Below are 26,446 nucleotides of genomic sequence, written 5' to 3'. Positions count from 1 at the left end.
TCAGAGTATGACCGGAGGACCGGGGGTAAAAAACTCCGGGTGCGGGGTATGAAAGCCGTCAGCTTCGCAGCGGTCCTCAAGGCTATAGGTGTGAACATTCGCAGGGCTGCAGTGTTCCGTAAAAGAAAAAAAGGGCTCTGCACGCCTCTAAAAGGACCACATTGTGGGGCTACATGTGTTTTTTCACGTCTCAAAGAACATCTCATGCCAAAATTCTTAACAATTTTGACATAGCCGGGCAATATGTGCCCGATTGAATTTTTAAATCTTAAAATAGCCGCGTAAGGTTTTTACGAGGCCATCACAACGAGCAGGAGTCTTTTTTTGATGGATAATTTTTTTAACATGTAATCTCCTTGAATATTGACCAAATAACAACTGCTTGGTTGTGGTGAGTCAGCCTGACACGGGAAAGAGTGGGGCTGTTGCCGGATGGCAACGCCTGGTTTTTTAGGGGAAAATACAGTTTGTTTTATTCAGGATAGGCATGAATGCTCCCTGGTGTCAAAGTAAAACAAGAGAGGTGAGATGGACTGGCAAGTTCCATTATTTTTAAGCCTGTTTAATAATCTGGCCATTTTTATAGTTCTCATTGCTCTATACGGCTTTGTGCAAAAGATCAGGTTTGAGCAGGAGTTGAGTAGGCAGATAGTCTTTGGTCTCCTCTTTGGACTGGCGGCCGTTATCTGTATGCAGGTTCGTCTTGTGGTCGCTGAAGGGGTGATAGTTGATCAGCGCAACGCGGTGATCGTTTTAAGCACGCTCTTCGTTGGCCCCGTCTCCGGATTGATGACCGTCTGCTGTGCGGCCGCTGTTCGTGTGTCCATCGGGGGCAGCGGGGTCATCGCCGGCATCGTCGGTATGGGGTTGAGTTTGATTTCCGGTGTACTATGGCGCCGGTGGAAGCACGAGCGCGATCTCATCTATTTTGCCGTAGGCGGAGGTGTCGCCACAATAGCTGTCCTACCGGGGTTTCTTTTTGTGGAGGATTTAGCTACGGGCTGGTTACTGATGCAGCGGCTGGCCCTCCCTTACGGTTTGGCCATTTTTTTGTGCATTTTTTTTGTCGGATGGCTGCTTGAGCGAGAAGACAATCGTCTTGATGCTGAAAATAAGCTGACTCTTTCTGAAAAACGTTATCGGCAGCTTTATGAGAGTATGGTTGATATCAGTTTTGAGGTGGACACCGCAGGAATAATCCAGATCATCTCTCCCTCCGTGACCAAGATTTTGGCCTATACCCCAGCCGAGGTTATCGGTACCCCCATCGTTGATTACTACGCCATTCCTGAGGATCGGGAAATTTTTCTCCAGCTTGTTGCGCAAGGGGGAACTGTGGAAAATTTTCAGGTGCAGATGCTCCATAAAAATGGGAAGAAGGTCTGGCTCTCCGTCAACGGGCAACTGCTCTGCGGTGAGCAGGGGCAAACTGTCGGTCTTCATGGACTTGCCCGCGACATTTCTAAAAGCATGCGGGCCAAAAAGGAACGAGAGCAGCTCGAGCAATCGTTGATGGAGAGTCGAAGGATGGAATCCATCGGTACGCTTGCTGGAGGTATTGCCCATGATTTTAATAATATTTTAGGCGGAATAATTGGTTATGCTGAGATCATGCAACGCCATTTGGGGGCACATCATTTTCCCGAATTGGAGCTGTGTGTCAAAAATATTCTCCTTGCAGGCGAACGCGCTCAAAACTTGATTCGACAGATCCTTGCCTTCAGCCGTCGGTCGGATCTGGAAATTAAACCGGTTTTGGTGCGGCAGGTCATAAAGGATGTGGTCGTGCTTATGCGAGCCAGTTTGCCGGCAACGATTGCCATTGAACAGCATTTAGATACCGAGAGTTGTGTGCAGGCCGATAAGGTTCAGGTGCATCAGGTGGTGATGAATCTCTGTACAAACGCAGGCCATGCCATGAAAGAGCATGGGGGCATCCTGGCAATCAGCTTGGACGATGTGGCGCTTGAACAGCCATTTGTGAGGAAATATAAGGGGGTGATGCCGGGAGACTATGTCCGTCTGCAGGTCAGCGATTCGGGCAAAGGAATCGCTCCCAAGCAGTTGGAGCATATTTTTGATCCATTTTATACCACTAAGAAGAAAGGTGAGGGGACAGGCCTTGGCCTTTCCATGGTGCATGGAATCATTTCAGCCATGGGGGGGATCATTACCGTGGATTCGCTTGAGGGGCTGGGAACCCGTTTTACCATTTACCTGCCGAAAACGCCTCTTTGTGAGCAGAACGAGCCTCTTTGTACCGAGTTGCCTTCAGGAACAGAGCACGTCGTTTTAGTGGATGATGACCCTTTTCTCACCGATATCGGTAAAGCGGTCCTCTCTGAACTCGGCTACAAGGTAAGCCTTTTTAACAACAGCCGGGACGCCTTGCAGTTTATTCTTGATAACCGAGGAAGTATCGATCTTGTTTTGACTGATATGACCATGCCCGAAATGACCGGCCTGGACCTTGCCGGTTGGTTGCGGGCCAATCGAGTCAATCTCCCCGTTATTCTCTGCACCGGCTATAGTGAAGGGCTCGGCGAGGAAGAAATGGACCAGGCCGGAATCCGCACATGTTTAATCAAGCCCGTTACTGCCCAGCAATTGGCCATGGCGGTGCGCCAAAGTCTTGATAAGGCCATGGGGGTGTCTTGAATGAGGGTGTTTTTCGTTCACTGTGCAGTGATAGCCTGCCTCCTGATTCCATATTTCACTCAATACGAGAAATAATATGCGGCAATACAAACTCAATCGTTCACCAGGAGAAAGGCCTCCACAACTTTAGGATCAAACATTTGGCCACTGTTTGTTTGAATAAATTCATGTACCCGTTCCCTGACCCAGCCGTCTCGATAGGGACGTTTTGAGATAAGCGCATCGTAAACATCTGCTACACTCAGGATTCGAGCCTCCAAACTTATACTCTCGCCAGCCAGACGTTCAGGATACCCTTTGCCGTCATATCGCTCATGATGCTGAACAATCATGGGGATAATGTCCTGATATGCTTCGATGGGCTCTAAAATTTGCCCGCCGATTTCCGGGTGGGTTTGTATGGTTGCATACTCTTCGTCGTTCAGTTTTCCAGGTTTATCGAGGATGGCAACAGGAATACCAATCTTGCCTATATCATGGAGGAGTCCTCCTCTGAACAGTTGCTCCAATAGCTTATCGTCACATTTCATTGCCTTGCCTATCCTGACCGCAAGATCAGCCACGCGCTCCGAATGACCGGAGGTCCATTTACTTTTGGCGTCAACCGTCCGGGCAAGCGCTTCGACAGCACCGATCGACAGTTTTTCCAGATTGGAGACAAGGTTTGCGTTGGCAAGCGCAATGGCGAGCTGATCGGCAATTTGGCGTGCTTGGGAGACGGTTTCCGCCGGGCAGTCTGTTTGTGCCTGAGGCAACTCCAAAATTAACGCACCCTGAGGGATTTTATCGGCGATGAGAGGGAGGAAAAGAAAAGAATCTCCGGTGTTGATTTCGGCGAGAAAACCGGGAAGAAATGTTTGTCTTCGCAAAAAAAACGATGTTGCACCAGTAAAGAGTCGTCCCCATTCCTCCTCTGTAAGCAGGACGTAATTCTTCGTGATATTATCGTGCTGTGATTCTTCAATTTGAGTGAGATAAAGCTTTTTAGGATCGCTCATTCTGCACTGGGCAAGAAGGATGCGGGGGTAGCCGAAGAAGTCAGAGAGGAGACGTAGAGAACGCGGAATGATAATGGATGGATCCAGGCTCGAGATGATGGAGCGGTCAATGCTGTCAATCAGGGTTAATGTTTGCAAATGATTTTGAATCTGGTGCGTCATCTGGTTGAAGCTGTTGGCCACTTGTTCAAACTCATCACCACTGTTGATGGTGACCTTATAGGAAAAGTTTCCGGCACCAACTTTTTCAGTGGCCTCTTGGATTTGGGTGAGAGGGGTGATGGTCTTACGAATAAAATAGAGAGAAAGAAATAAAATGATCCAGAGCATCAGTAGGACAATGAGCGGAAAACTCTTCTGAAATTCATCCATAGTGCTGAGCACTTCATCGGTTGAGACGCTGAGAACGATGGTCCAGGTCGGCGCATTGAAGTGCGAGGAGAGAAAAAGTGACCAGCCGCTGGCCAGAAAATCGGTCCCTTCGTGGGAGTATTGAAATTGGATTGAATTTCTCTGGGCTTGCTTGAATTGGTTGGTGAGCTTTTCTCTGGGGGCAAACCGTGTTGCTGCGATAAGTTCATTGTTTTGATCATATGCAGCGAGTTCAGTCTGTCCTGGAAGCAAGTTATATTGCCCAACCCCCCAAAGAATTGATTTGGTCGGTTGGGCGACGGCTAACCCTCTGATGCCATTCTTTTCATAGGGAATGAGCAGGTACAAGGTTTTGATGGGGGAGTCGGATTTCTCCAGAAGAATAGAGGTCTTGACTGAATTTTTCATAAATGGGACGAGGGAGACTGGATCTTCCACGACCTTGCCAAGTTTTCCAAAGCGTGTCTCCAGACCGGTCTCTGGATGAAACAGACCAAATCCGGTAAATACCCCCTTGAGTTGTTTGGATTGAAAAGAGGGCAACTGTTCAAGAGAGGTGTTATCGGCCAGATTCGGGACCGAAAGACGCAGCAGGTAATCCAGATGAATGAGGCGTTCAAGAAGCGCCAAGGCATAGGTTTTACATTCTTTATCCATCCGTACCCAGCTGTCTGCGTAGAGTTGTGCTTTGACGCGATGATAGGCAAAACCCACAAGCAGTGTTGTCGGTATAAAGGCGCACACTAGAAAAAGTGTAAGGATACGACGACCAAATCGACACTTATAAAATGAAAAATTTGTTTTCATGGGGCGTGCAAGGGTTAGTAGTTCCGGGCAGGACCAATAAAAGAGCCATTGTTTGCACGGACAATATCGTCTCGGCTTGCCTTGGCTGTTAGAGGAGCAACGCTTTTCCCATCCGGGCCGGACGAATAGAGGTCATAATCCGTGTTTATCGGGACCAGGGATTTGTCTTTACGTCGTTTTCCAGGAGGAACACTGTCAACAGTGTTGTACACATAGGGATTTCCCCAGGGGTCGAGAGGGATTCCTAGCCCAGCCTGCTGTAAACTGCTGGGCAAACTGTTGTTATCTAAAGTATATACAAGAATGGTTCGTTCAATGTTTTTTAAATCTGTGATGCATATTGTTATTGTTGTCCGTTCCCGGTAGCTTATAAAATTGGTCATGCCAATGGTTGCAAGCGTCGCAAGGATAGCTACGACCATCATGACTTCAATAAGAGTAAAGCCATGTTGATTATGCTGCAGGATGTTATACGGAGATTGGGAATTGGAAGGAGGGCTTGTTATGGTGTTTTGAAACATTGACTACCAACAAAAGAACAAAAACGAAAGGTCGGGTCGAAAACTCTAAATGTAATTCCGTAATATGTTAGCTGGTGAAAAATCTTTAGCAAGGAAAATGAAAATTATTTTTAACAATTTTGGAAAGCTGATAGAATATCTATTTATATTTTGAAAAAATGACCAGATTGAAAATGGCTAAAAGGTAAGAGAATATTAGACTATTGGAGGATAAATATAAGGGGGCTTAGAAGTGAACGCTGGCCCAGAGCATCATTGCCTTCCAGTCTTCATCATCGTGAAAGCGTTGCTTGGCTCCTGCCTCGGGAGTGGCGTATGCCCCAACCCAGTAAAGGGAAAGGTGGTCGTTGACGTGCCAATCCACACTCAGGTTCCACTCATTGGTGTAGTCTTCTGCTCTCACACCCATAGCAGTTGGACTATGCAGGTTGAAATCGAAATAAAAAAGACTGATTTTCAAGCAATCAAGTGGTTTCACCTTGAGGCGAAACATGTGAATGTCCTGATTCATATTAAAGAGGTCGTATTCACCGGTGATCTCGCCCTGAAACCAGGAGCCCCAGTCAGTGGCGCTGTAAAAGAGGACATCGTAATCTTCATCAAAGCTTGAGTAGCGGTAGGTGAACTCGGGTTTCCAGGGAATCTCCTGCCATTGATAGCGTGCAGAGAGGTACCAGCCAAGCCCAGTGTCCTGGTTATCGTCCCGATCTTCAACGGCCAGCTCCCCTTCAATGATGAGCGGATGCAGGGCTGGCGTTTCCGAGAAGGCTGCAAAGGGAGCAAGGGAGCCTCGGATGTCGTAGATGTGCATCCCATCGCGGCTGGTACTCTCTGAATTGAGTGTGGCCAGACTGGAGCCGATACGCGCATGGGGGGAAAGGGAATAGTCAAGCGTCAGCCCTGTTGCCTGGGTGTTGACGGGGAAGGGCGAATCGTTGTCAAAGAAGAAAACATCGCCTGTAAGCTTGCCGGTCTTGAATTTGGCAATGGCGGTAAAATCCGCTGAACGCCTGCCACCAAGATAGTAGGCCGCCCGGTGAAAGCCTGCTCCGCCTTCACTGCCAAACAGAAAGAGTGTGCCTGCTGTGTAAATTTGACGCCCAAAGGAGATATCAAGAAAATCTTCCCCAAGCCCGGCAAAGAGATTGCCCGAACGCCAGCCCAGGTAGGCTTTGTCGATGCGCAGGCTGCTTTCATCTCCCAGGTCTGCATTGGTTCCAGCCGCATCGTAGCCCCCAAAGGTGTTCGCCTGGACCACATCAATCCGTCCGTAGATGCTTTGTGTGTTTGCAAGCACTGCCCTGCCTTCAAGTCCCAGGCGAAAGAGTGTCTCCCACCAGGTGTCCACCTCCGCGCCGATCACTGTCCTGTCCTGTCCATACCAGGCGTTATCCTGACTGAAAAAGGCCATGTCGAAATTTACAGTGGCTTGAAGATAGCTTTGCTGGTCAGTGGATTGATAGAAGCGAAGAGGATTGCTCTCTTCTGCAGCAAGTAATTGACCAGAGAGACAGCAGAGCCAGGCGCTCAGGGCCAAGGGGCGAGCTATACGGCATAGAATATCCATGGAGAGTGGGCTTGAATCCTTGGAGAAGGTGAATATGTCAAATGTGAGTCCATGCCATTTTCATGAGCAAAGGCGGAGTGCAGGACCAAATACATTGTTATTGGTGCCCCTCAATACGAAAATCCGGATGGAAGGTCAAATGATTAAATAATAACCACTGAAATTTAGCCAGGGCTCCTTCGTGATCACCAGCCATGTGCAGGGGGGCGATGTAGGCCGGTGGTGCCGAATAACCCCCAACAAAGAGAAACACCTCAAGTTGGTTATGATATTGAGCTTCACTCGTTGCTCTGTTGCAGATGAGCAAGCACTAGGTTGATCTCGCCATAGTTGTAATCATCCCCCAGGGCGGTTTTTACGGCCTTAAGCGAGTTGGTTTCCTTTAATTCCAGGATTTTTTCTTCAATTTCCCGGCGGCGTTCACTGCTGACCAACCCATCTATGGCTAGCTCTCCCTGTTTGACAAAATAGGCCAGGTGGCCTTCAACGGTTTGACGGGTGAGCCCTCGTTGCCCGGCAATCTCTTCAATAGAGAGCCCCGAGGTGTGCATGTCCAAACTGACCTGTTTGGTATTGATGCGGGAAGTTGTTTTTTGGGGCTCTCCTGTCGGTCCCACAGAGAGCGCCAGCGGAGTGGGCAGGGCCACGGATTCAATACCATGTTTTTCCCGGTAGGCCCGAACCAGAGAAATGATCTCCGCACCGTAGCGTTCTGCCAGCTTTTTACCGATCCCCTTGATCTCTTTAAGGGCAGAGATGGAATCGGGTAAATGAACCGCAATCTGAATTAAAGTTTTCTGGTGCAGGACCTGATAGGCGGCAACCTCATGTTCTGCGGCTGTAGTCGTTCGCCACTGTCGCAGTTGCTCGAACACCTCTGGGTGGCCGACATCCGCCTCGGTGTAGAGGGGGCTGGCCTTGGGTTTTGCTTTTTGCTCGACCATGGAGGCCTGGGAGAGGGCTCGCAGATAACGGGCGGGAGCAAAGGCGCCATCACAGACCTTGACTCCGGCCAGTTTGATGCCGCATTCCTGCCGACAGAGGGTCAGAAAATTGTTAATGCGCTTTTTGATGTCTTTGTTATCGGATTCAATCTCCAAATTTTCTATGCAGGGATTGGTGATGGTCGTGAACTTATCCTCAAAATAGACTGCTGATTTGGCGAGGCGTTCAAGGATCACCGTATCCTTTGCCGGTTCCACATCCAGGGAAAAAAGTGACTGCAGTTGCCGCCGGAAGTTGTCTCCCACAGCACATATCTCAGCAAGGGTCTGTTGGTGGATGGCAAAGAGATCTGCCCCGGCCATGACCTGAACAATGGAGCTGTTACCACGAATAAGGCCTACCAGTTTTCCTAAAAGACGGGCCATGTTGCTGAAGTCAAAACACTGGTGCAGGAGTTCCTGCTGGTAGCGAATTTTCGCTGCCTGCAGATCGGCCTCGCTCGGGCTGTGTTGCCGGACCATGGCCATGAAATCAAGGACGGCCTGGTCTGTCTTGATAGAGCGGCCTGTGATCTGGGAGCGGAGAATGAGCCCCTCAAAGGAACGACAACGGCTCAGGGCCACATAGACCTGCCCGTGGGCAAAGGCGTCCTGGGCATCGATCACCGCCTTGTCAAAGGTCAGTCCCTGACTCTTATGTATGGTGATAGCCCAGGCGGGTTTGAGTGGGTACTGGTTAAAACTGCCCACCACCTTCTGAGAAATCTCGGAAGTCTCTGTATCAACGGTGTACTCTACGTTTTCCCAGGTGACCGGCACCACCTCGATCGTTTCCCCATCCTCGCAGTCCACCCAGATTTTTTCCCGGCTTATGGAGCTGATTGCGCCGATCTTGCCATTGAAATAGCGTCGATCCTGTGAGGTATCGTTACGGACAAACATCACTTGGGCTCTTTCCTTGAGTTCAAGACTGGCAGCAGTGGGGAAGGCGTACTCAGGAAATGAACCATCGACCCCGGCCTGAAAATGATGTGGTTTACCCGGCAGCTCCGCAAGTTGCTTTTGATTGATGGAATCTGCACCACTGTTGTGGGTACAGAGTGTGATATAGCCTTCCTCTGCGGTGAAGTCGGGCTGAAAGCGTGAGTTCAGTGTGGAGAGGGATTCCCGGTCAAGTCGGTTGTCCCGGACCTTGTTCAACAGGTCAATGAAGTGCTGATCGGATTGACGGTAGATGTGCTGCAGCTCAATGGTGACCAGCTGCATCTGGGCGAGGGACTGGGAGCTGAAAAAATAAGGGGTATGATAGTAATCCTGCAGCAGGAGCCAGTCCTCATCTTTGACCACAGGGGCAAGTTGCTGCAGGTCGCCGATCATAAGGAGCTGCACCCCACCAAAGGGACGCTCTGAACGGCGGTAGCGCTTGAGCACCGTATCCACCCCGTCAAGCAGGTCCGCACGTACCATGGAAATTTCATCAATGACAAGTAAATCCATGGAGTTAATAATATTGCGTTTTTCCTTGCTCATCCGGTGGCGGCCGCCGGAAAATTCGGCACCGGGAATGTAGGGCCCAAAGGGGAGCTGAAAGAAGGAGTGCAGGGTGACTCCTCCTGCGTTGATCGCCGCCACTCCAGTGGGCGCGGTGACAACCATACGTTTATCACTCTTGTTGCGGAGGTTTTTCAGAAAAGTGGTCTTGCCTGTCCCTGCCTTGCCAGTGAGATAGAGGGCGCAGTTCGTCTCTTCAACAAAGGACTGGGCCAGATGGAGTTCGGGATTTTCTGGAGACATGGTTGCAAAGTTCCGTTTTACAGAGTGAGGAGGGGGCTGTGGTTTCTACCACGGGCAATGAAGCGAGCACGAGTAAACATCGGTAGATGTGAATGAGTTATTGCAGTTTTTTACGCATGGCTTTGATCTGGGCGTGGCGTTTTTTATTCTCCAGGCGCCGTTTTTTTGCCGCTTTGCTGGGCTTGGTGGGGCGGCGTTTTTTGGCAACAAACAGATTGGCGCGAATAAGGGTTACCAATCGCTCCACGGCGGCCGCCTTGTTTTTTTCCAACTGCCTAAATTCCTGGGCCTTGATCACCAGCACGCCTTCGTTGCTCAATCGTTGGTCCTGAATGTTCATCAGGCGAATTTTTACCTGGTCAGGCAGCGAAGATGCCATGATATTAAAGCGCAGATGAATGGCGCTGGCAACCTTGTTCACATTCTGGCCACCAGATCCCTGAGCCCGAATACTGCTCAATTCGATCTCAGAGTCATCGATGCTGATGTTGGGTGAAATGCTGATTGAAGGCATAGAATTGTAGGGGGGGATAAAAAAAATTAGCGAAGATAGAGTAACCAGGCCATAAACACCGTAGCCAGCATACAGATACAGACCAGTGGCACCCCAACCTTGGCAAAATCCTTCAAGGTATATCCGCCCGGTTCACGGACAATCATAGTCACCGGAGAACCCAGCGGTGAAATAAAGGCAGAGGAACAGGCGATGGCAACGGTCATGGCACAGGCCTGAGGCGAGACATGTAAGGCCTGGCCAATATCAATAGCCATGGGGGCTGCCAGCAGAGCTGTAGGAGTGTTGGAGAGAAAGAGGCCAAGAGTTGCAGTTACCATATACAAAACAGCTAGTACAAGCAAGGGGCCACTGTGCCCAAACTCTGCCAGCAAGCTCTGGGAAACAAAAGCAGAAACCCCTGTTTTTTGCAGAGCTGTAGCCAGAGAGAGAATTCCGGCGACAAGGATGATGGTTGGCCAGTCAATAGCCTTGAACCAGGTATCCTGTTTGACACAGCGACTCAACACCAGGGTTGCGGTGGCACCGATTATCGCTGCAACGGTGGGGATGATGTTAAAGACGATCAATCCTACCATAGTGGCAATGATTCCCAGGGCTAGGGGAGCTCGTTTGCGGGCGGGGATGACTGCGCGAAAATCTTGAGGCAGGGTGAGCAGAATGTAACGATCCCTGTGTTCCCGCAGGCGAAGAATATCCTCCCAGGCTCCACAGATGAGCAGCACATCCCCGAAGAGAAGTGGTTCATTGGTGAAGTCGGCGATAATGGTCTCTCCTTTGCGGCGAATGGCCAGAGCCAGGCATTGAAACCGGGTCTGGAATCCAATCTCCCGCAGCGATTTTCCAATCAGGTTGGAATCCGGGGTCAGCATAACCTCACCCGCACCAATTACTTGAAAAAACTGCCGTTTCATCAGCGGATCGGTGGGCATGCCCATCTTTTGAAGATGAAACTCGTGTTGAAAGACTTTGATATCGCTGCTGGCACCAATCACGACCAGGACATGCCCCTCTTCAAAAACCGATTCCGGCCGGGCTGGAACCGTCACCCCACCGGTGGGCGATGGAGTGTGTAGAGCAATGAGATGCAGCCGGTGACGAGCGGCCATCTGCATTCGTGCCACGGAACGGTCTATCAGATCGGATTCTGCGGTTACCTGCAAAAGTGCCAGCCGCTGCTCCAGGTGATAATGGGTTATCAAATCAGTGATGGAGCGCTCCCGACGATGGGGTTCTTTGCGTTTAGGCGGGGCAAGGAGATGTCTGCCGCCCAGAACCATAAACCCGATCGCCAGCACCAGGCAGAGCAGGCCAAAGGGCGTGAAGCTAAAAAAGGAGAGGGGCTCTAGGCCACGCTCCCGAAGGACCGAATTGACCGCTATGTTGGGAGGTGTGGCCACCAGGGTCATCATGCCGCTGATGAGTGCCGCTACTGCCAGGGGGATGAGGAGCCGCTTATGATTGATTTCTGCTTTTTCCGCCACTGCCAAAACAATGGGAATAAAAATAGCAGCAGTGGCGGCTGAACTCATAAAGGCGCCCAGGAGTCCCGCTGCCGCCATGAGGATAATCAGTACTCGCACTTCACTTGTACCGCCCAAAGCCAAAACCAGATCGCCCATTCGCTGGGCTATGCCGGTATGGATAATCGACTCGCTTACCACAAACATGCAGGCGATGATAATAACCACTGGATTGGAAAAGCCCGCCAGAGCCTCGCTGACTTCTAAAACGCCGGTGAGCATTAGGGCGAGCACTACCAGCACCGCAACCAGGTCGGCGCGGATTTTATTGGTGATCATCAGGGTGGCTGCGGAGGCAAGCGTGGCCAGGGTTATAAATATATCAGTCTGTGGCATGGGAAACGACGTCAGGGAGAACAATAAACCAAATGAAGGGGGGAATAAAAACAGGTTATGTCAGGGAGGATCACCTGACATAACCTGTGAGAAAAAGATGTAAAAGCAATCAGCCGATTTTCAATCCGGCCAGAAACCCGGCAACTGCGCTGCCCCCTTTCCAGGTAAGCTGGCTGAGGCGACTGTAGAGAAAACTACCGGACTGTGAGGCCAGATCAACTGCATTTTGCGCTGTTTGGTGCAGAGCCTGGTCGTCCACATGGGTATATCCGTAGTACTCTCCGATAAAGAGCAGAACCACCGCCGCACCGCCGAGAAAGAGGGCAACCTTGAGAATTTTTTTTGCGAAATAGCCCACCGCCAACCCGACAACGAAGGGAGCGCCAACGTTTGGAAGGAGAAAGGCTGCGGAAAAGAAGTCAAGGGTTGCGGGGTCGGCTACGGGTTGATTCATATCGATTCCTTGGTTCGTGTCAACACTGGTGGAAACTCAAGCTTTAGAGTGTATTTGATCGGATTGCGATCGCATATTAAACCCCCAATGTTAGGCCCAGGTCAAGGCGATTTCTATCTTTTTCTTGTTCTTTGGGCATGGAGCTGGGGAGAGGAACGTTCTGGGAACCTCATCCAGGCTATACCCTGAACCTGTGAGCACTCCTCTGAGCTTAGCGAAGATTCCGAGGATAAAATTTCGAGCTTAGCGCCGAAATTGAGCAGATACGCGTAGACTCCGAAAAGATTGTTACCGGATGGGAACTCTTGAACTCACTAGAAATATTTAGTGAATGTAGCGCCAAACATCCTGGGAGCTCCATCAACAGCTCGATCGTGCCTTCGAGCAAAGCCCACCGTCTGATACTCTTCGTTAAACAGGTTTTTGCACCAAAGGATTGCATCCCATGATTCACTTTCATAGCCAATCCGGAAGTTGACAATTGTTCTCCCGTCGATTTCCTGACTATTGAAGGCGTCGCTATAGTAATCATCTGTCACGAGTAGGTCGGTTCTACCGAAAAAACCAGACAGATGACGATATTGAACACCGATGTTTGCCGTAAACTCAGGCGCATTGGGCAATTTTTTGCCTGCATAGTCAAATCCGGAAGTTGTCCATTCATCAAATTCAACATTGGCGTATCCAATCCCCGCGAATACATCCAAGCCATCAAGTAATCTTGCCTGGAGTTCTACTTCAAAACCTTCGGAATGGGCTTCAGCAGCATTCCTTACATGCATAATATCGGTTATCCCATCCAACTCTGGTACCTGTTTGTCATCAATGGCGATATAAAACAGGGCGAGGTTTAAAAAAATTCGGTTGCCCATAAAAGCGGATTTGGCTCCAATCTCATAGTTCCATGTAAATTCAGGGCCATAGGTGAATTTTTGCGAATCCAGTGCATAGGCGGTATTGAAACCTCCCGCGTTATATCCTCGCGAGACTGTAAAATAGGTCATGATTTCTGGGGTCAAATCATAGGCAATGGAAAATTTTGGCAGCAAGACATCATCATCAAAAGATGCCCCAAAAGTGTAACTATCACTTGAACCGTAATAGTCCATAACTCCTTCCATATCATCAACGCTGTACCGGAGACCCGCTGTCAGATGAAGTTTATCAAAGAATGTAAGGGTGCCCTGGCCAAAAACAGCATACTCCTGAGTTTCCATATCTGTATTTCGGATTTCTTTTAAAGACGGCATATCTATATCTGTAACATTATCTTCCGAACTTACATAGATTCCGCCTAACCAGTCGAAATGGCTGTCCTTATCAGCAGAGCTCACCCTGAGTTCCTGACTGATTAAATCACTGGAGTATGTGAGATCGTTTACCCCGTCAGGCACAGAGGTGCCGAGGCTATCACGTAACATACGATTCTCGTAGAATCGCCTCCCGGTTATAGATAAGAGGGTAACATCCTCTCCCCAGTATTTAATTTTCAGGGCTTGACCATCTCCGTTTTCCTCAATGCTGTTGTTGTCCGTATCGTAACTAATTTGATGAGGACCTGTTTTCCAGGGGCCTTCTAGGTATCGCACGTTACCGTTTCCGCTATCTGTATCAAGAGCGTCTAGAGTCAGGCCAAATTCGAGATTGTCACGAGGGGTCCATCGTGTTGTTATGCGACCATTTTTTTTGTCTGTATCACCTGCCTCGTCATTCCCGGTGAAAATGTTTTTGATATACCCATCACTGGTCTCTATCTCCCCTGCAATCCCAATAAAAAGTTGATCTTCAATAATGGGACCGCTAAAGCTCAGGCCGGTTCGGTAGCCAAAAGAGGTTCCTTGGTCTGGATCGTAAGCCGATATTTCACCGTACGCTTTGCCGTAAAACTGATTTCCCGGTTGTCGGGTAACAATGTTGATAACGCCAGACTCGCTGTTTCTGCCATATAATGTTCCCTGGGGGCCTCGCAACACTTCAATACGTTCAATGTCAAACAGACTGGGATTGTGCATGTAGTTAAGGGAGTAATTTATATCATCAACATACAGGCCTGTGGTGGAGTGGATAAAGTCTGCATCGTTTGAAATACCGCGAATAATGATGACGTTTGTACTGGCCCCCTGTTTCATAAATATATTGGGAGATTGGAGGGTTAGCTCCTGGATGTTTCCAATGTCAGCATCTTCTATCTGAGCGCCCGAAAATACAGTAATGCTCATGGGAACATTTTGGACATTCTCCTCACGCTTTTGGGCGGTAACCGTCATTACTTCAAGAGTTGTGGAGTCCTTTGTGCTCCCTTTACTTTTGCCAATGACAGACGGCTCGATATCTTCACCAAAAGCTGCCGGGAGGAAGAAAAAGTTGAAAGCCCCCAAAACAACAATAAAATGTTTAGATGGTATTCTCATGTTTTTCATTTCTTTTCATGGTGTTAAATTTTTTAGGTTAATGATGATTTAGTTACTATACTATGCGGTATTTAGTAGTCAAGAAAAGTTTTAGGCAGTTCAAAAAAAGAGAATACGTTTCAGGGATCTCTCAGGCCAGAGAGCTGCTCTGGAGAGAGCTTGATCATGGAAAAATTCTAAAAATGAAAAGGGGGGATTCGGTGAATATATCTGAGCGCGTGAGCCATTTTTACGTAGCTTGCCCCAAGCAACCAGGCTGCTGGCCTACAAGACAGGGGAGTTGCGAGCTCTTTATAAGGAAGGTGCTCAATAAAATTTAGCGAAGAACTCCAGTGCCGCTCCAGGATTGCGACAGTGTGGCATGGCAAGCCGCATCTACGGCTTCAGGCAGATCAAAAACAAACAAACCAGACCGCGTAACTTTCGAGGTTTCTAGAATTCAGGGGGCAGTCTGCCTGAATCCGTGCGCGTTCAGTGATGTATCAGCGTCACTGTTTGTGAAATGCCTCATAAAATGAGGCGTTATAGGCGTGTTGCGAACGATGGAGGTGGAAACTGAACAAAAAAGAATTGGCTTAAAAAACGCTGCGTTATTAAGAGGGATTCTTGTTCAGTGACCATCCGCCGTTCCCAATACAGGGGTGTTTAGGTATGATGCCGAAATTGGCTCAAAAAGCAATTATTCAAGATTCCCTAAAGATAGATTCGACTTTCCTGTTTGAGCATATCTGCTTCAGTCGTCTTATGCATACCTAGTTTATGCTGCCAGCTTGTAGACAGATCGTTTACTTTCAATGCATCATCAGGGCAATGTGAGACACAGGCCATGCAGCAGATACATCTTTCGGGATCAGCCACCCCGGTTTCTGCCCTGATGGCCTGTGTCGGGCAACGCGCTTCGCACTCACCGCACAGGGAACACTCCTCGCCGTTCCGCGTCGGTAACTGGGTGACAACTTTGAAGCGAAATGATTCGATCATATCAAGGTAAGATTCTTCCACATCCGGTTGCTCAAGCCCACCAAGGATTCCGGTATCTTCCCCACACAGACGTTTGCATGTTTTTTGGGCAAATGTTTGCGCTACCAGAAAATCTGAATCGTTTGGCCGTCCGATCATGGCACGCCACCCCCCGTGAATATTGTAGGTGTGGGCAGCCGGGAACTCGGCAGAAGAGACAACCACAAAGTTGCTTTTCCGAAGAAGTTCTCTGGTTGAATAGTGGGCCAGGTTGATTTCAAAGCCCCCAAATGTAAAAAACATGGCGCACCTCTTGCCCCTGCCGTCAAGGTTAAGCAACCACTCCCTGACCACCCGTGGTGCCCGCCAGGAATGGACCGGCATGCCGAATACAAATGAGTCGTAGGTCTCAGTGTCAAAGACTCTTTGCCGGTCCTTGTATGCTGTAATCTGAATTTTCGTTACATCAACCCCTTGCTCTTGGAGCACCTTTGCTACGACATCTGAAACGATGGCAGTGTTGCCAGTAGCTGAGAAATACACGACTGCAGTCTTCATATGACCACCCTCATTTTCTACGGGATTATAAAAAATTACACAATATCGCTAGCCTATAATTACTTTGATGTATTCATATCCAGACTCTTAAACTGATACTTCCCCTTGCTTCCGACAATGTGCCCTAATCCGGGAAACGGAAAGTGAAAACATGCAACCAGGGTATTGGAATGAGCGGCCTGTCCTGCAATCCTGACTCGAGTTTTGATCGCAGAATCTGGATTGATGTCAACTGCAGGACACCATTTGGGGTGCTCAACATGGAGCGGTTGAAGGAAGACATCTCCCGTCACCATGAGTGCCTCTTCCGCAGAGAAAATGTGTATCACTTGATGGCCTGGTGTATGCCCAGGAGCTGGCAGGGTTTCAATTCCGGGTACGATTTCCATTTGTCCGTCAACGGTTTGAATCTGCTTTTGTAATTTGGGCAGGCACTGCTCTGCGTACCATACAACAGCTGCACTATGGGGCTCATCTTTGCCCGCTGATTTCAATGCCACCAACGGATCCGAATTCCAAAATTCCCACTCTGATTGTGACATCAGAATTTTCGCGTTGCTGAAAATGGACTCTCCCTCTTGGTCTAGTGTACCGCCAATGTGGTCTGGGTGGGCGTGGGTGAGCAAAACGATATCGATATCAGCCGGATCAATTTCTATTCTTTTTAGATTTTCAAGCACACTCCCCGTAAAGGGATGAAATGCTCCAAGTCCGGTGTCAATGAGTACCGTTTGCATACCGGTTTCAACCAAGATGCAGGAATAGTCGCTGTTCCATTCTTTCCATGTCTCAGCACTCAAGCCACTGGATTTTAAAGCTACATTGAGTGCATCTTCGGGAACGGTTGGGAAAAGCAGGTGAGCTGGGTTTTGGTATTGATCCCGTCATGCAACACATGACATCGAAAATTTCCGATATTGAATTGATAGACGCCCTTGTTCATACTTCTCCTCTCCTGCAGGCAGCCTGGAGTGTGTTGTCAGGCATGAAAAGAGTAAAAAATGCACTGACAGTATATTGTTTGGATTCATTTATATTAATATATATGATATATTGAGGAGTTAATCATTATATTAACTGTAATGGTTTAGAGACTAAACTATAAGGCGGTTAAAAAGCAAGAAAAATCCAAAGCATCAAATAGATTTTCAATTTACTGAATGTGTAATTTTAAAATGATAAAAATTTTGGGATGTTATCGAGTTGGGCTATGCGGTTCTGACAACGCCTGATCGCAGAAAGACTCCAAAACCAAGAGAAATTGCTCTACAAAATCTATTTGATTTTGCGTTGCATTTTCCAGGAGCTCCACGAGCGGTAAATGCATTCCGGCATGAAAAGCACGGTGACCTTCGAAAGCTTTAAGGCCTTCTTCGGAAAGTTTCAAAAATATGGCCTTTTCGTTGTCAACTTCTTTCATCTTAACGATGAGCTTCTTTTTGACAAGCTTGGCAACTACTTGGGATACGGCTCCTTTCGTGACACCTTGCTTTTTAGCCAATTCAGTAACATTGCTGCCGGGATTCAGGCCAATAACGTTGATGGTGTGGATTTCAGATGGATACAGCGGGGAGGTTGTCCCGTAATTTCTCGGGATTTTTTCGACACTGCTTAGTTTGTTGGCAATCCTATGGAAATTCTCATCCAGTTGCTTTGCTATACTTTCACACTCAATCGTATTCATGAAAGAAGTATAAATAGTTGCTAAACAAAATCAACCATAAAAGCGTCTCAACGGAAAATCGAGATGGCTTTATTTTTTGAAATCTGGGCACATAAATCGTCATTCTTTTACTAGAAGAGCTTTATCTAAACGTACGTTTTGCCTACTGAACCCGTGACAGCGGTGATAGCTGAAGAAGAGATCTTGAATATCTGGGGGGCTTCATATTCACATTGCTTGTTCAGCTTCACTCGCCGACTCATGGAACATCCAGCAGCACGTCACCTTCATTGTCCGTAACACGTCGATACAATATAATTTTATCGGCATGACACGAACAACGAAACTGCCGCACCTCTACGCATGCTCACGGATTAAGGTAAAAGGGCATCTTGAATAATTGCTTTTTCTTCCAATCCCGCGGAGCCTGGCGCTTCCCTCGTCATACGTAAAATTTTATCCTCGGAGGTAAGCGCAGACTCTGATATCAACTATATGCCTGCGTAAATTTTAATTTTTTCCGGATCACTCTGGGGAGCAACTGCTCAGGCTCTTGTGGGGCCAATAATTTGCTAAGGCTTGGTTGCGTGATTCCAGACATTATCTTTCGGCGTCCGCTCAACACTAGGCCAGCTATCCAGTACGACAAAATTTTGAGCATTGCCTATTTCTGCGGACTTTTGCAGATCAAGTAGCTGCACCTTCTGTTCTGCGAGCTGTAAAACTTTCCGTGGAGGTTCGATCAACTTCCAGCCCTTGTCGTGCCATTGCCAGCGTTGAGCCTTTATTTGTACCTGCTGTTTGTCATCTATACCTAATGCAATATCGGCGACCACAGGCATGCCCAATAAACGCTCAGCAGTTTGTTCTCCCTCCAGCGCCGTCAACGCCTCGGGTAAAGGTTCGTCATCTTGGAGTCGCTTGATCAGTGCCTTGACCAAAGCGGCCGTTTGCTCTGAGCCTTTCCCGGCTGCCCAGTTCAGTGTGCTTAGCGCAGTGTAATGCTTGATCCATTCGGCCTTACCGGCGTCGGCTACCCTGCTAACCGGTGCGTCCAGTCCTTTTCCCAAAGTTTCGAACAGTTCTTCCGTCTGCCAGTTTTGCTCGGCTATCCATGCCTGCTGTCCATCGCTGCGCCGCAGGCATTCCATTCCGATCCATCCCGATACCCCGGAGAGCAGCCATTCGGCACCTGGCTCCGCACGCAGATCAGCAGCCTGAAGCAGTACATGCCGACTAAGAGCCGAAGCTATGGCGGCGCGGCGTCGTTTCCGTCCCGGGCCTTCACTGGCGATGTCCCAGCCGAGGTTTTCAGGCAGCCAGAGCAGTTCTCCGTGCACTGCTATTTCTCCCAATTCGCGGGGAGCCTGGATAACATACCGTACATCAGGTACCTGCCCCAGCAGATCACCGACGCCTTGCGCCATGAGTTGCAGATCCTCCAGGATATCTTTGGCGGCTTGCCGGTATTCGTTCCCATGCCAGGCATAGACACCGTTTTGTGGAGTCTGTTCCGGCATCTTCGGCAGCCAGACCATGGCGAAATCCAAAGGTCCGGTCAAAGAACCAGAGGTCTGTGTGCTGACACCTTCGGCGTCGACCACTACACTCCAGTGCCAAGTTCCTGCCGGTGCGACGTCCTTGGCCGCTTGCATGGCATGTCGGGGCAGGTTATCTGCCAGCTCTGGTAAACCAAACTGCGCTCTTTCGGCTGGTATGCGCAGACGGCGATCCGGGTTCAGCCCCAAGGTTGGTAAAACATCACCGGCCCGCAACCAGACACCTGATGGCTGCAGCCAGGATTGCACATCATGCGCCGGCCAATCGCGTAGTGTGGCCGACAAGGTCAACGTTACATCACACCCCTGAGCCGGGCAGGTGTCCAGTGGCAAGGTAAAATGATCATAGGCCACATCTGGGATGACAGCCCGGCCCGCGACCACCGCAGCACTGATGTTGACACCATGCGGCAGGCTGCCGTGTAAAAGCCCCTTAACAGTCTGGACGTTGTTCAATGTCCACTGCGCCACCAATGTTCGCTCGGATGGATTTACCTGAATATGGGCCTCCCCACCTTGCAGTGAGTAGGCGTTACCTTTTTCCCACCACCGTTGTTCCCAGGCGGCATCTTCGGCCAGTTCTGTTTCAAGTGACTTATATTCACCGTGATGGATTAACTTTTGGTACAGAACGACACTGGAGATTGCAATCAAGAATAAACCGGCGATGCCCAGTGGAGCGGCGCTACGGATACGGGAACGCGCTATTTGCCAACGCTTGGCAAAACCAGTTTCTATCCCAAACTGCCAGCCTACCCATGCCAATGCTGACAAAACAGCTATGACGCCAAGTTTTAACAGATCAATGCTGATGAGGCTATCCAGCCATGGTTGCCAACCGCTTAAGGATGAGAGGGACAGGTGCACTGCCAGGCCAACCTGCGCGGGCGGATAGGTGACCAGACTTAACTCGCCATTCATAACCGCTATAAAAGCAAACATCATCGAAAGCCCATACGCGGCACCTGCATTGCGAATCAGGCTGTGACTGAGCACGGTTAAGGCACATATCTCCAACATAGCTGGCATAATCACGAGCACCTGATAGACCAGAGGATCCCACCAGGAAACAGCCACCCCACCGACAGCCATGACAATCCACGTATTGAGTGCCGGAAGCAGGGCCAAAGCAGCCGTCAGGAAAAAAGCGGCCAAAATCCGCGCCATCACACGCGTGCCAAGCGGTGCGGGGGTGGCGTCAAACATCTCTTCAAATCCATTGCGCTGATCACGGCGCATCAGCGCGCCGACAAATCCCGCTACCGCGAAAATGGTAAGCAGGTAGAAAAAAGTTCCAGAAAACGAGAGTAAATACTCTACATGCGGTACGATAGGACCTTGAGCATTTTGCAGGACAAACAGAATCGAGATGCCCACACCCATAAGGAGTAAAAGACCCAATGCCAGCAGCATGCCCCTGTTTTGCAACGAGAGTCGCAAATGCCAGAGTGCTTCGCTCAAAAGTGCTCGCAGCCATGACGGCTTGTCCTTTGCGATCACCCCCGCAGAGGTTTTGGCCGGGGGATAGTTCTCGCTGGCAACGGTATCACGCACTGTTTTGTTACTGTTATCAAGGAGCAGTTGTTCACGCTTAAAGCGGCGCAACACAATGAGCAGCAATCCCACCGGCAACAAAAACCACACCAGGCGGTTCATCAGGTAGGCCGGTGTCACCTCTATGAGATAATCTATTTTTTCATTCGGGGGTAAGTCTCTGACCTGAAGGCTTACTTCACTAAATACCGTTGGGTCGACCAGAGTTGCCAGCGTATCGCTGATATCACCACCGCGAAAGACAATCAATCCGAGCATCCAGATCAGCATCAAGAGTGCAGAAACAGCAAAAGGCCCTACGGTAGAGCGTGTCCACAGTGCACTGCTAACGAACAGGGCGCCTATACCTAGGGCAGCGGGAAGCACAAAAAGCAGTAAACTTAACAGCACCGGCAAAACCGGGGCGGCACCGATATCTGCCGGCGGTACCAGCCCCAGCCAAGCTGTGATCGGCATCAAAAACAGGCTGAGCGGCACAACCGCACCGAGTAAAAATGCTACAACCGAGGCGCCCAGATAGCGTGCAAACAGCAGTGTCGGCAAGTGGATAGGGGAACTGAGCACGTTTTCAGCCAAATGCACATTGCTATCCCGTACCACCACCTGCCCAAAGATCCATGCCCAGGCAAAAAACAGATACATGCACATGCCCGTTGAAAATTGATAGACCACTGTTGCCGAATTGCGCACCAGGCCAAAACCGCGCAGAGCATCACCACGGGTCAGCGCCATCAGCATATAAAGCGTAAAGCCGATTGCGGTGATAGCAAACAACGGTCCGTGTAAGCCGGTGCGAATCTCATGGCGGAATTCCGTCCAGTAAACGGCAAGACGGTTCATATGCCTATCTCCTTGCCGGAGGTTTTGAGGGCTACATGGTATGCATCTTCAAGGCTGGGGTGATGGGGAACATAATCTCCCTCCGGGGCGTGGTCACATTCTATGATGACGCGCAGGCCATCTGGATGTGCCAAAATTTGCAGTACATCGTCGGGAGGGGCCTGATCTTTGGCAATCACACTCGACCACAAACGACCGCGTAACGGTTCGATGAGTTGTGCTGGTGAACCGGTGGCAACTATGCGTCCATCGGTCAGAATGGAAAGCCGGCCGCACAGGTTTTCCACATCCTCGACAATATGGGTTGAGAGCAGGACGACGGCCTCGGTTGCCACCTCTGCGAGCACGCGATGAAACTGGTTGCGCTCCGCCGGGTCCAGCCCAGCGGTGGGCTCGTCGACAATCAGCAGACGTGGGGATCCGATCAACGACAGGGCAATGCCGAAGCGGCGCAACATGCCGCCAGAATATTCGGATACAGATCGATCTGCGGCCTCCGTCAGGTTGACTTGTTCGAGTAACCGGCTGATTTCGTGTCGGCGCTGCCTTTTATCGGTACACCCCTTGAGCCAGGCAAAGCGCTTCATCAGGCTTCGCCCGCTGACCCCGGGATAAGCGCCAATCTGTTGTGGCAGATAGCCGAGTTGCTGGCGCAATTGATCCGGTTCGGCCAAAACATCGATACCGTCGAGCAGAATATCACCGGCATCCGGTTGCAGCAGGGTGGCAAGTGTTCGCATCAGGGTACTTTTGCCCGCACCGTTTGGCCCCAACAGTCCATAGAGGCCGGGGCTGACTTGCAAATCCACGGCATCAAGGGCCCGTACGCCATTGGTATAAGTTTTTTGCAAACCTTTTACGATCAAACCGTTTGTCATTTTTATTTCCTTGGGGAAGAGTCGCCCGGCCTGACACCGAACTTGTGCGGCCGGGGGGTGACCGCGGGGATATAGGGAAAAGACCACTTCGGGAATCTTGAACAATTGTTTTTTTGCCAATCCCGGGGAGTCTGGCGCTTACCTGGTCTTGATTGAAAAATATAATTATTCAAGACACCCTTTGGTTTAAAAGGTGTATTTTACACCGCCTCCTATAATTCTCGGGTCACCAAACTTTAACCTGTTTTTGTCATACATAGAATCAGCACCTGTCAAATAACTTTCATCGGTAATATTGTCTACAAAACCATAGAACTCCCAATCGCCAAGGAGATAGCCAGCTCTTATGTTGGCTACGGTGTAGGGATCTTCATATCGTGTATTTGTATTATTAAAATAGATCTTGCCTTGATTTCTGATATCCAATCTGCCGTAAAAACCATTGGGGTTAAAATAGGAGAGGCCTATGTTTACCGTATGGAAGGGAGTTGTCTGTATGTTATTATCACTAAGATCGGTTCCAGACGCATTTGTATAATCATCATATTTTGCTTCTATAAGTCCTAAAGAACCATCTATACTCCAATGATCAGATATGGCATATCTAAGCTCTAATTCTAACCCTTGAGAATGTGCCTCTGCCGCATTTGATGTTGTTCTGGCACCTGTGACACTATCTGTACCCCAAACATGTAAATCTTTTATATCCATATAAAAAATTGATGCTGATAGATAGAGTCTATTCTCAAATGCATTTCCTCGTATACCGAGCTCATAATTGATAGATTTTTGAGCGTCAAAGCTATTTTGATCTATTGATCCGTCGCTTGCGTTATAATTAAATCCGCCTGCTAGGTATCCTTTAGTAACGCTAAAATATGAGTTGAAATCATTATTTATTTTATAGGAAAGAGCGAGTTTTGGTAAAAAAGTATCCCAAGTGTTATCATCGTTCAAAGTGTAACGAGGAGCTCCGGGAGTACCGGAAGGTAAGAAATAATTTTCTAAATCGATATCTTTTTTAATTTTTTGATAGCGTCCACCTAGTGTTAGTTCGTAATCTTCAAAAAAGGTGATAATGAATTGACCAAAAGCGGCAAAGGTATCACTTCTGTTTTCAGAAATAGCATCATAGTCCATAGTTACGCCTGATGCAGTGCTTTGGCTATTAACTCTATTATCCTATACTTGCTTTTCATAATAGACTCCTGTGATCCATCTTAATCCATCACTGTTATTTGAAAGCCTGAACTCTTGAGAAATATTATTTGATTCTTGGTCCATGAAAAAAGATAAGCCGTCATATACACTGCCATATGATAGATCGGTATCATTGTGAGAGCTGGTTTCTGTTTCACTGTGGGTTGTTAAAGAAGAAAATGTAAAATTTTCAAAATCATAATCTATATGAAGAGATTGAGCGTCAGATTTATTTTCAAAATAGGTGCCTCTGTCATAGTAAACATCTTTAAAATCATCCCTTTCGTAGCTATGAATATCTGCATCCAAAGGTACTGATCCACCCTCCATACCATATTTGGTATCACTCTCTTTAGATACATTAAACTTTATGCTTAGGTTATCCGTCGGATTGTATATTAATTTCTTCTGGGTAAACCCCCGGCTTTGCCGGGGGACTCACAAAGTTTGACGGATCCTGCAAAATAAAGAAGCCTCCAATTTCGTGGACCGCTCAAAGTCACGAAAAAGGAGGCTTCATGAACGACATACAATGTTTAAGCCACACGAAATGGGATTGCAAGTTCCATGTGGTGTGGATACCGAAATGCCGGAGAAAAATGCTCTATGGTCAACTCCGGAAGGACCTTGGAGATGTACTCCACGAATTGGCCCGGCAAAAGGAAAGCCGAGTATTAGAGGGGCATCTGCAACCTGACCATGTGCATATGTTGATCTCCATTCCGCCAAAATATGCGGTCTCGCAAGTGGTGGGGTATATGAAAGGGAAGAGTGCCATTCATATCGCTCGCACATATCTTGGCCAAAAGAAGAACCATTGCGGAATGAGTTTTTGGGCTCGAGGCTATTTTGTTTCAACAGTTGGTGCCGACGAAGAGGTTGTGAGGGAGTATATCCGCAATCAAGAAAAAGAAGATCAACGTCTCGAGCAACTGAACCTTTTTAAATAGGCGACCACCGAATGGTGGTCAGTTGATCTGTTAAATGTACCGCTTTGAGCGGTTCACAGGCTTTCAAGCCACCGGCTTTGCCGGTGGTTCTGACTAGATTTTTCAATCAAGGCCAAGGATTGCGCAAAATTTTACCACAGGTATATAAATGATATCGGAGTCTTCGCTTACCTCCGAGGATAAAATTTTAAGCATGACGCCGGGATTGGCAGAAAAAGCAATTATTCAAGATTCCTAAGAAGGAGAGATGCAACAGGGGCGCACTTCTTACATAGCGTATGTGTGCCCTTGATAGAAAAACGAATTTTTCAAGCCCTCCCTAAACTCTTGTATCTTTCATGCCGACAACAGGTATATCAACTACGCGTTTTTCCCAACTCTGAAATTTTCGCTTAAAAGCAGCGGAATTTTGTTTGCTCATGCTATTTAACCCGCGAGGTGCTTACGTGAACAGTGCAGCTATTCTTCCCAGCCAGGGAGTCCAAGTCGGTATACTACCTAAGGTGCAGGACAGAGAGGGCAATTTTGGCGAGTGTCTGCAGGGGGTGATGAACGGAGAAGACGTTTCTGAGACAATAAGTGATCAAAAGGGGCAAAACAAAGCGCCTGAGGAGACTGATTATAGGGCATTGCGAAGTCAGAACCCTGTCCTGGCACGTGAATATTCCCTGCTGAAGATTCGTGGACTCTCCGATGATGAAGTTATCCGTTTCCAGGAAATCAAAGAACAGGCGGTGGGGGTGGAGGATGCAAAAGATTTTTTATCGAATCTCTCCGCAGAGGATCAACTGCTGGTGCAAAAAGCAAACAGTTATGGCAATAAGCTTCGACAGGGGGAGATTGACTCCATGACGGAAGAAGGGGCGAGGAATATGCTCGTCACCCAGGATAACCGCGCCTATGTCGATTTCAATAACGATGGTATTGTAGACAAAGGGGTGGGGAAAATGTTCGTTTTTCCGCCACCTAACGCACCGGAGGCCGTCAAGGATGCCTGGCAGGAAACCATAGATGCCTTGCCTGCGGATGAACGGTTGATGGCTTCCAGCATCTTTATGCTGCAAAGTGTCCAGGCAAACGTCAAATCCGATGCTCAGGGGACCCCCATAGGGATGTATTTCCCAGGTGAGGCTGGGTACACCAATATTTTCCCGACTGAACTCTCTGGCTGGTCTGCGATTCTCGATCAGGTGGATAAAGAACTGGAGAACATGAAAGCCTTTGATCCGACGAACCCCCGGCTTGAAAAAGATCTCGCCATTATGGAAACATTTCGCTCAAACCTCTATTCCTGATTGAGCCCCTTGCTGAGTTCATGAGGCTAGAGCCCGCCCCATGAATTCGGCAATCTTTGGACTCTCTCCGGCACATGCTTTTCGCCGCAT

Annotated in this window: 19 protein-coding genes; 4 read left to right on the top strand and 15 right to left on the bottom strand. The window is 48.8% G+C overall.

The window, feature by feature from the left end; all coding sequences use genetic code 11:
* Positions 1-234 (top strand): hypothetical protein (locus tag JWJ90_RS18130; protein ID WP_205228630.1); only part of this gene is annotated, 234 nt, incomplete at its 5' end.
* 294 nt (positions 235-528) lie between these two features.
* Positions 529-2,658, top strand: coding sequence for an ATP-binding protein (locus JWJ90_RS18125; RefSeq protein WP_205228629.1), 2,130 nt, complete (start codon positions 529-531; stop codon positions 2,656-2,658).
* Positions 2,659-2,750: 92 nt separating this feature from the next.
* Here JWJ90_RS18125 and JWJ90_RS18120 read toward each other — a convergent pair whose 3' ends face one another.
* From JWJ90_RS18120 to JWJ90_RS23305, 15 genes are all read right to left on the bottom strand, one after another.
* Positions 2,751-4,835 carry an HD domain-containing phosphohydrolase gene (locus JWJ90_RS18120; RefSeq protein WP_205228628.1) on the bottom strand — a complete coding sequence of 695 codons (2,085 nt, stop codon included), beginning with the start codon at positions 4,833-4,835 and terminating at the stop codon, positions 2,751-2,753.
* A 14-nt stretch (positions 4,836-4,849) separates the two neighbouring features.
* The gene (locus JWJ90_RS18115; RefSeq protein WP_205228627.1) at positions 4,850-5,356 is read right to left on the bottom strand and encodes a type II secretion system protein; all 507 of its coding nucleotides are present in this window, start codon (positions 5,354-5,356) and stop codon (positions 4,850-4,852) included.
* A 226-nt stretch (positions 5,357-5,582) separates the two neighbouring features.
* On the bottom strand, positions 5,583-6,923 hold the full coding sequence (locus tag JWJ90_RS18110) for a hypothetical protein (RefSeq protein ID WP_205228626.1): 1,341 nt from the start codon (positions 6,921-6,923) through the stop codon (positions 5,583-5,585).
* A 278-nt stretch (positions 6,924-7,201) separates the two neighbouring features.
* Positions 7,202-9,661 carry a helix-turn-helix domain-containing protein gene (locus JWJ90_RS18105; protein WP_205228625.1) on the bottom strand — a complete coding sequence of 820 codons (2,460 nt, stop codon included), beginning with the start codon at positions 9,659-9,661 and terminating at the stop codon, positions 7,202-7,204.
* Positions 9,662-9,758: 97 nt separating this feature from the next.
* Positions 9,759-10,175, bottom strand: coding sequence for an alternative ribosome rescue aminoacyl-tRNA hydrolase ArfB (gene arfB / locus JWJ90_RS18100; RefSeq protein WP_205228624.1), 417 nt, complete (start codon positions 10,173-10,175; stop codon positions 9,759-9,761).
* 26 nt (positions 10,176-10,201) lie between these two features.
* Positions 10,202-12,034 carry an SLC13 family permease gene (locus JWJ90_RS18095; RefSeq protein WP_205228623.1) on the bottom strand — a complete coding sequence of 611 codons (1,833 nt, stop codon included), beginning with the start codon at positions 12,032-12,034 and terminating at the stop codon, positions 10,202-10,204.
* 109 nt (positions 12,035-12,143) lie between these two features.
* Entirely contained in the window at positions 12,144-12,488 is a 345-nt protein-coding gene (locus tag JWJ90_RS18090) for an FUN14 domain-containing protein (protein WP_205228622.1), read from the bottom strand.
* 314 nt (positions 12,489-12,802) lie between these two features.
* Positions 12,803-14,908 (bottom strand): TonB-dependent receptor, encoded by a 2,106-nt coding sequence (locus JWJ90_RS18085; RefSeq protein ID WP_205228621.1) that lies wholly within the window; start codon positions 14,906-14,908, stop codon positions 12,803-12,805.
* Between the two features lie 684 nt (positions 14,909-15,592).
* Entirely contained in the window at positions 15,593-16,417 is an 825-nt protein-coding gene (locus tag JWJ90_RS18080) for an EFR1 family ferrodoxin (protein WP_205228620.1), read from the bottom strand.
* Positions 16,418-16,476: 59 nt separating this feature from the next.
* The gene (locus JWJ90_RS18075; protein ID WP_205228619.1) at positions 16,477-17,169 is read right to left on the bottom strand and encodes an MBL fold metallo-hydrolase; all 693 of its coding nucleotides are present in this window, start codon (positions 17,167-17,169) and stop codon (positions 16,477-16,479) included.
* Positions 17,170-17,612: 443 nt separating this feature from the next.
* Positions 17,613-18,101 (bottom strand): MarR family transcriptional regulator, encoded by a 489-nt coding sequence (locus JWJ90_RS18070; protein ID WP_205228618.1) that lies wholly within the window; start codon positions 18,099-18,101, stop codon positions 17,613-17,615.
* A gap of 551 nt (positions 18,102-18,652) precedes the next feature.
* Positions 18,653-22,033, bottom strand: coding sequence for a hypothetical protein (locus JWJ90_RS18065; RefSeq protein ID WP_205228617.1), 3,381 nt, complete (start codon positions 22,031-22,033; stop codon positions 18,653-18,655).
* Positions 22,030-22,911, bottom strand: a complete 882-nt coding sequence (locus JWJ90_RS18060) for an ABC transporter ATP-binding protein (RefSeq protein ID WP_205228616.1) — start codon at positions 22,909-22,911, stop codon at positions 22,030-22,032. Before JWJ90_RS18060 ends, JWJ90_RS18065 begins: the two co-directional genes overlap by 4 nt.
* Before the next feature lie 186 nt (positions 22,912-23,097).
* Complete coding sequence (locus JWJ90_RS18055) at positions 23,098-24,051, bottom strand: TonB-dependent receptor (RefSeq protein ID WP_240195025.1); 954 nt, start codon at positions 24,049-24,051, stop codon at positions 23,098-23,100.
* A gap of 42 nt (positions 24,052-24,093) precedes the next feature.
* Entirely contained in the window at positions 24,094-24,420 is a 327-nt protein-coding gene (locus JWJ90_RS23305) for a hypothetical protein (RefSeq protein WP_240195024.1), read from the bottom strand.
* Between the two features lie 209 nt (positions 24,421-24,629).
* On the opposite strand from JWJ90_RS23305, the gene tnpA reads away from it, so the two are divergent.
* Both tnpA and JWJ90_RS18045 read left to right on the top strand, forming a co-directional pair.
* Positions 24,630-25,061, top strand: a complete 432-nt coding sequence (tnpA, locus tag JWJ90_RS18050; protein WP_205228615.1) for an IS200/IS605 family transposase — start codon at positions 24,630-24,632, stop codon at positions 25,059-25,061.
* Positions 25,062-25,507: 446 nt separating this feature from the next.
* Complete coding sequence (locus tag JWJ90_RS18045; RefSeq protein WP_205228614.1) at positions 25,508-26,356, top strand: hypothetical protein; 849 nt, start codon at positions 25,508-25,510, stop codon at positions 26,354-26,356.
* Positions 26,357-26,446: the final 90 nt, after the last annotated feature.

This window comes from Desulfobulbus rhabdoformis (assembly GCF_016919065.1).
In the GTDB taxonomy this organism is placed as follows: Bacteria; Desulfobacterota; Desulfobulbia; order Desulfobulbales; family Desulfobulbaceae; genus Desulfobulbus; species Desulfobulbus rhabdoformis.
This window is presented reverse-complemented; position numbering and strand designations above follow the sequence as displayed.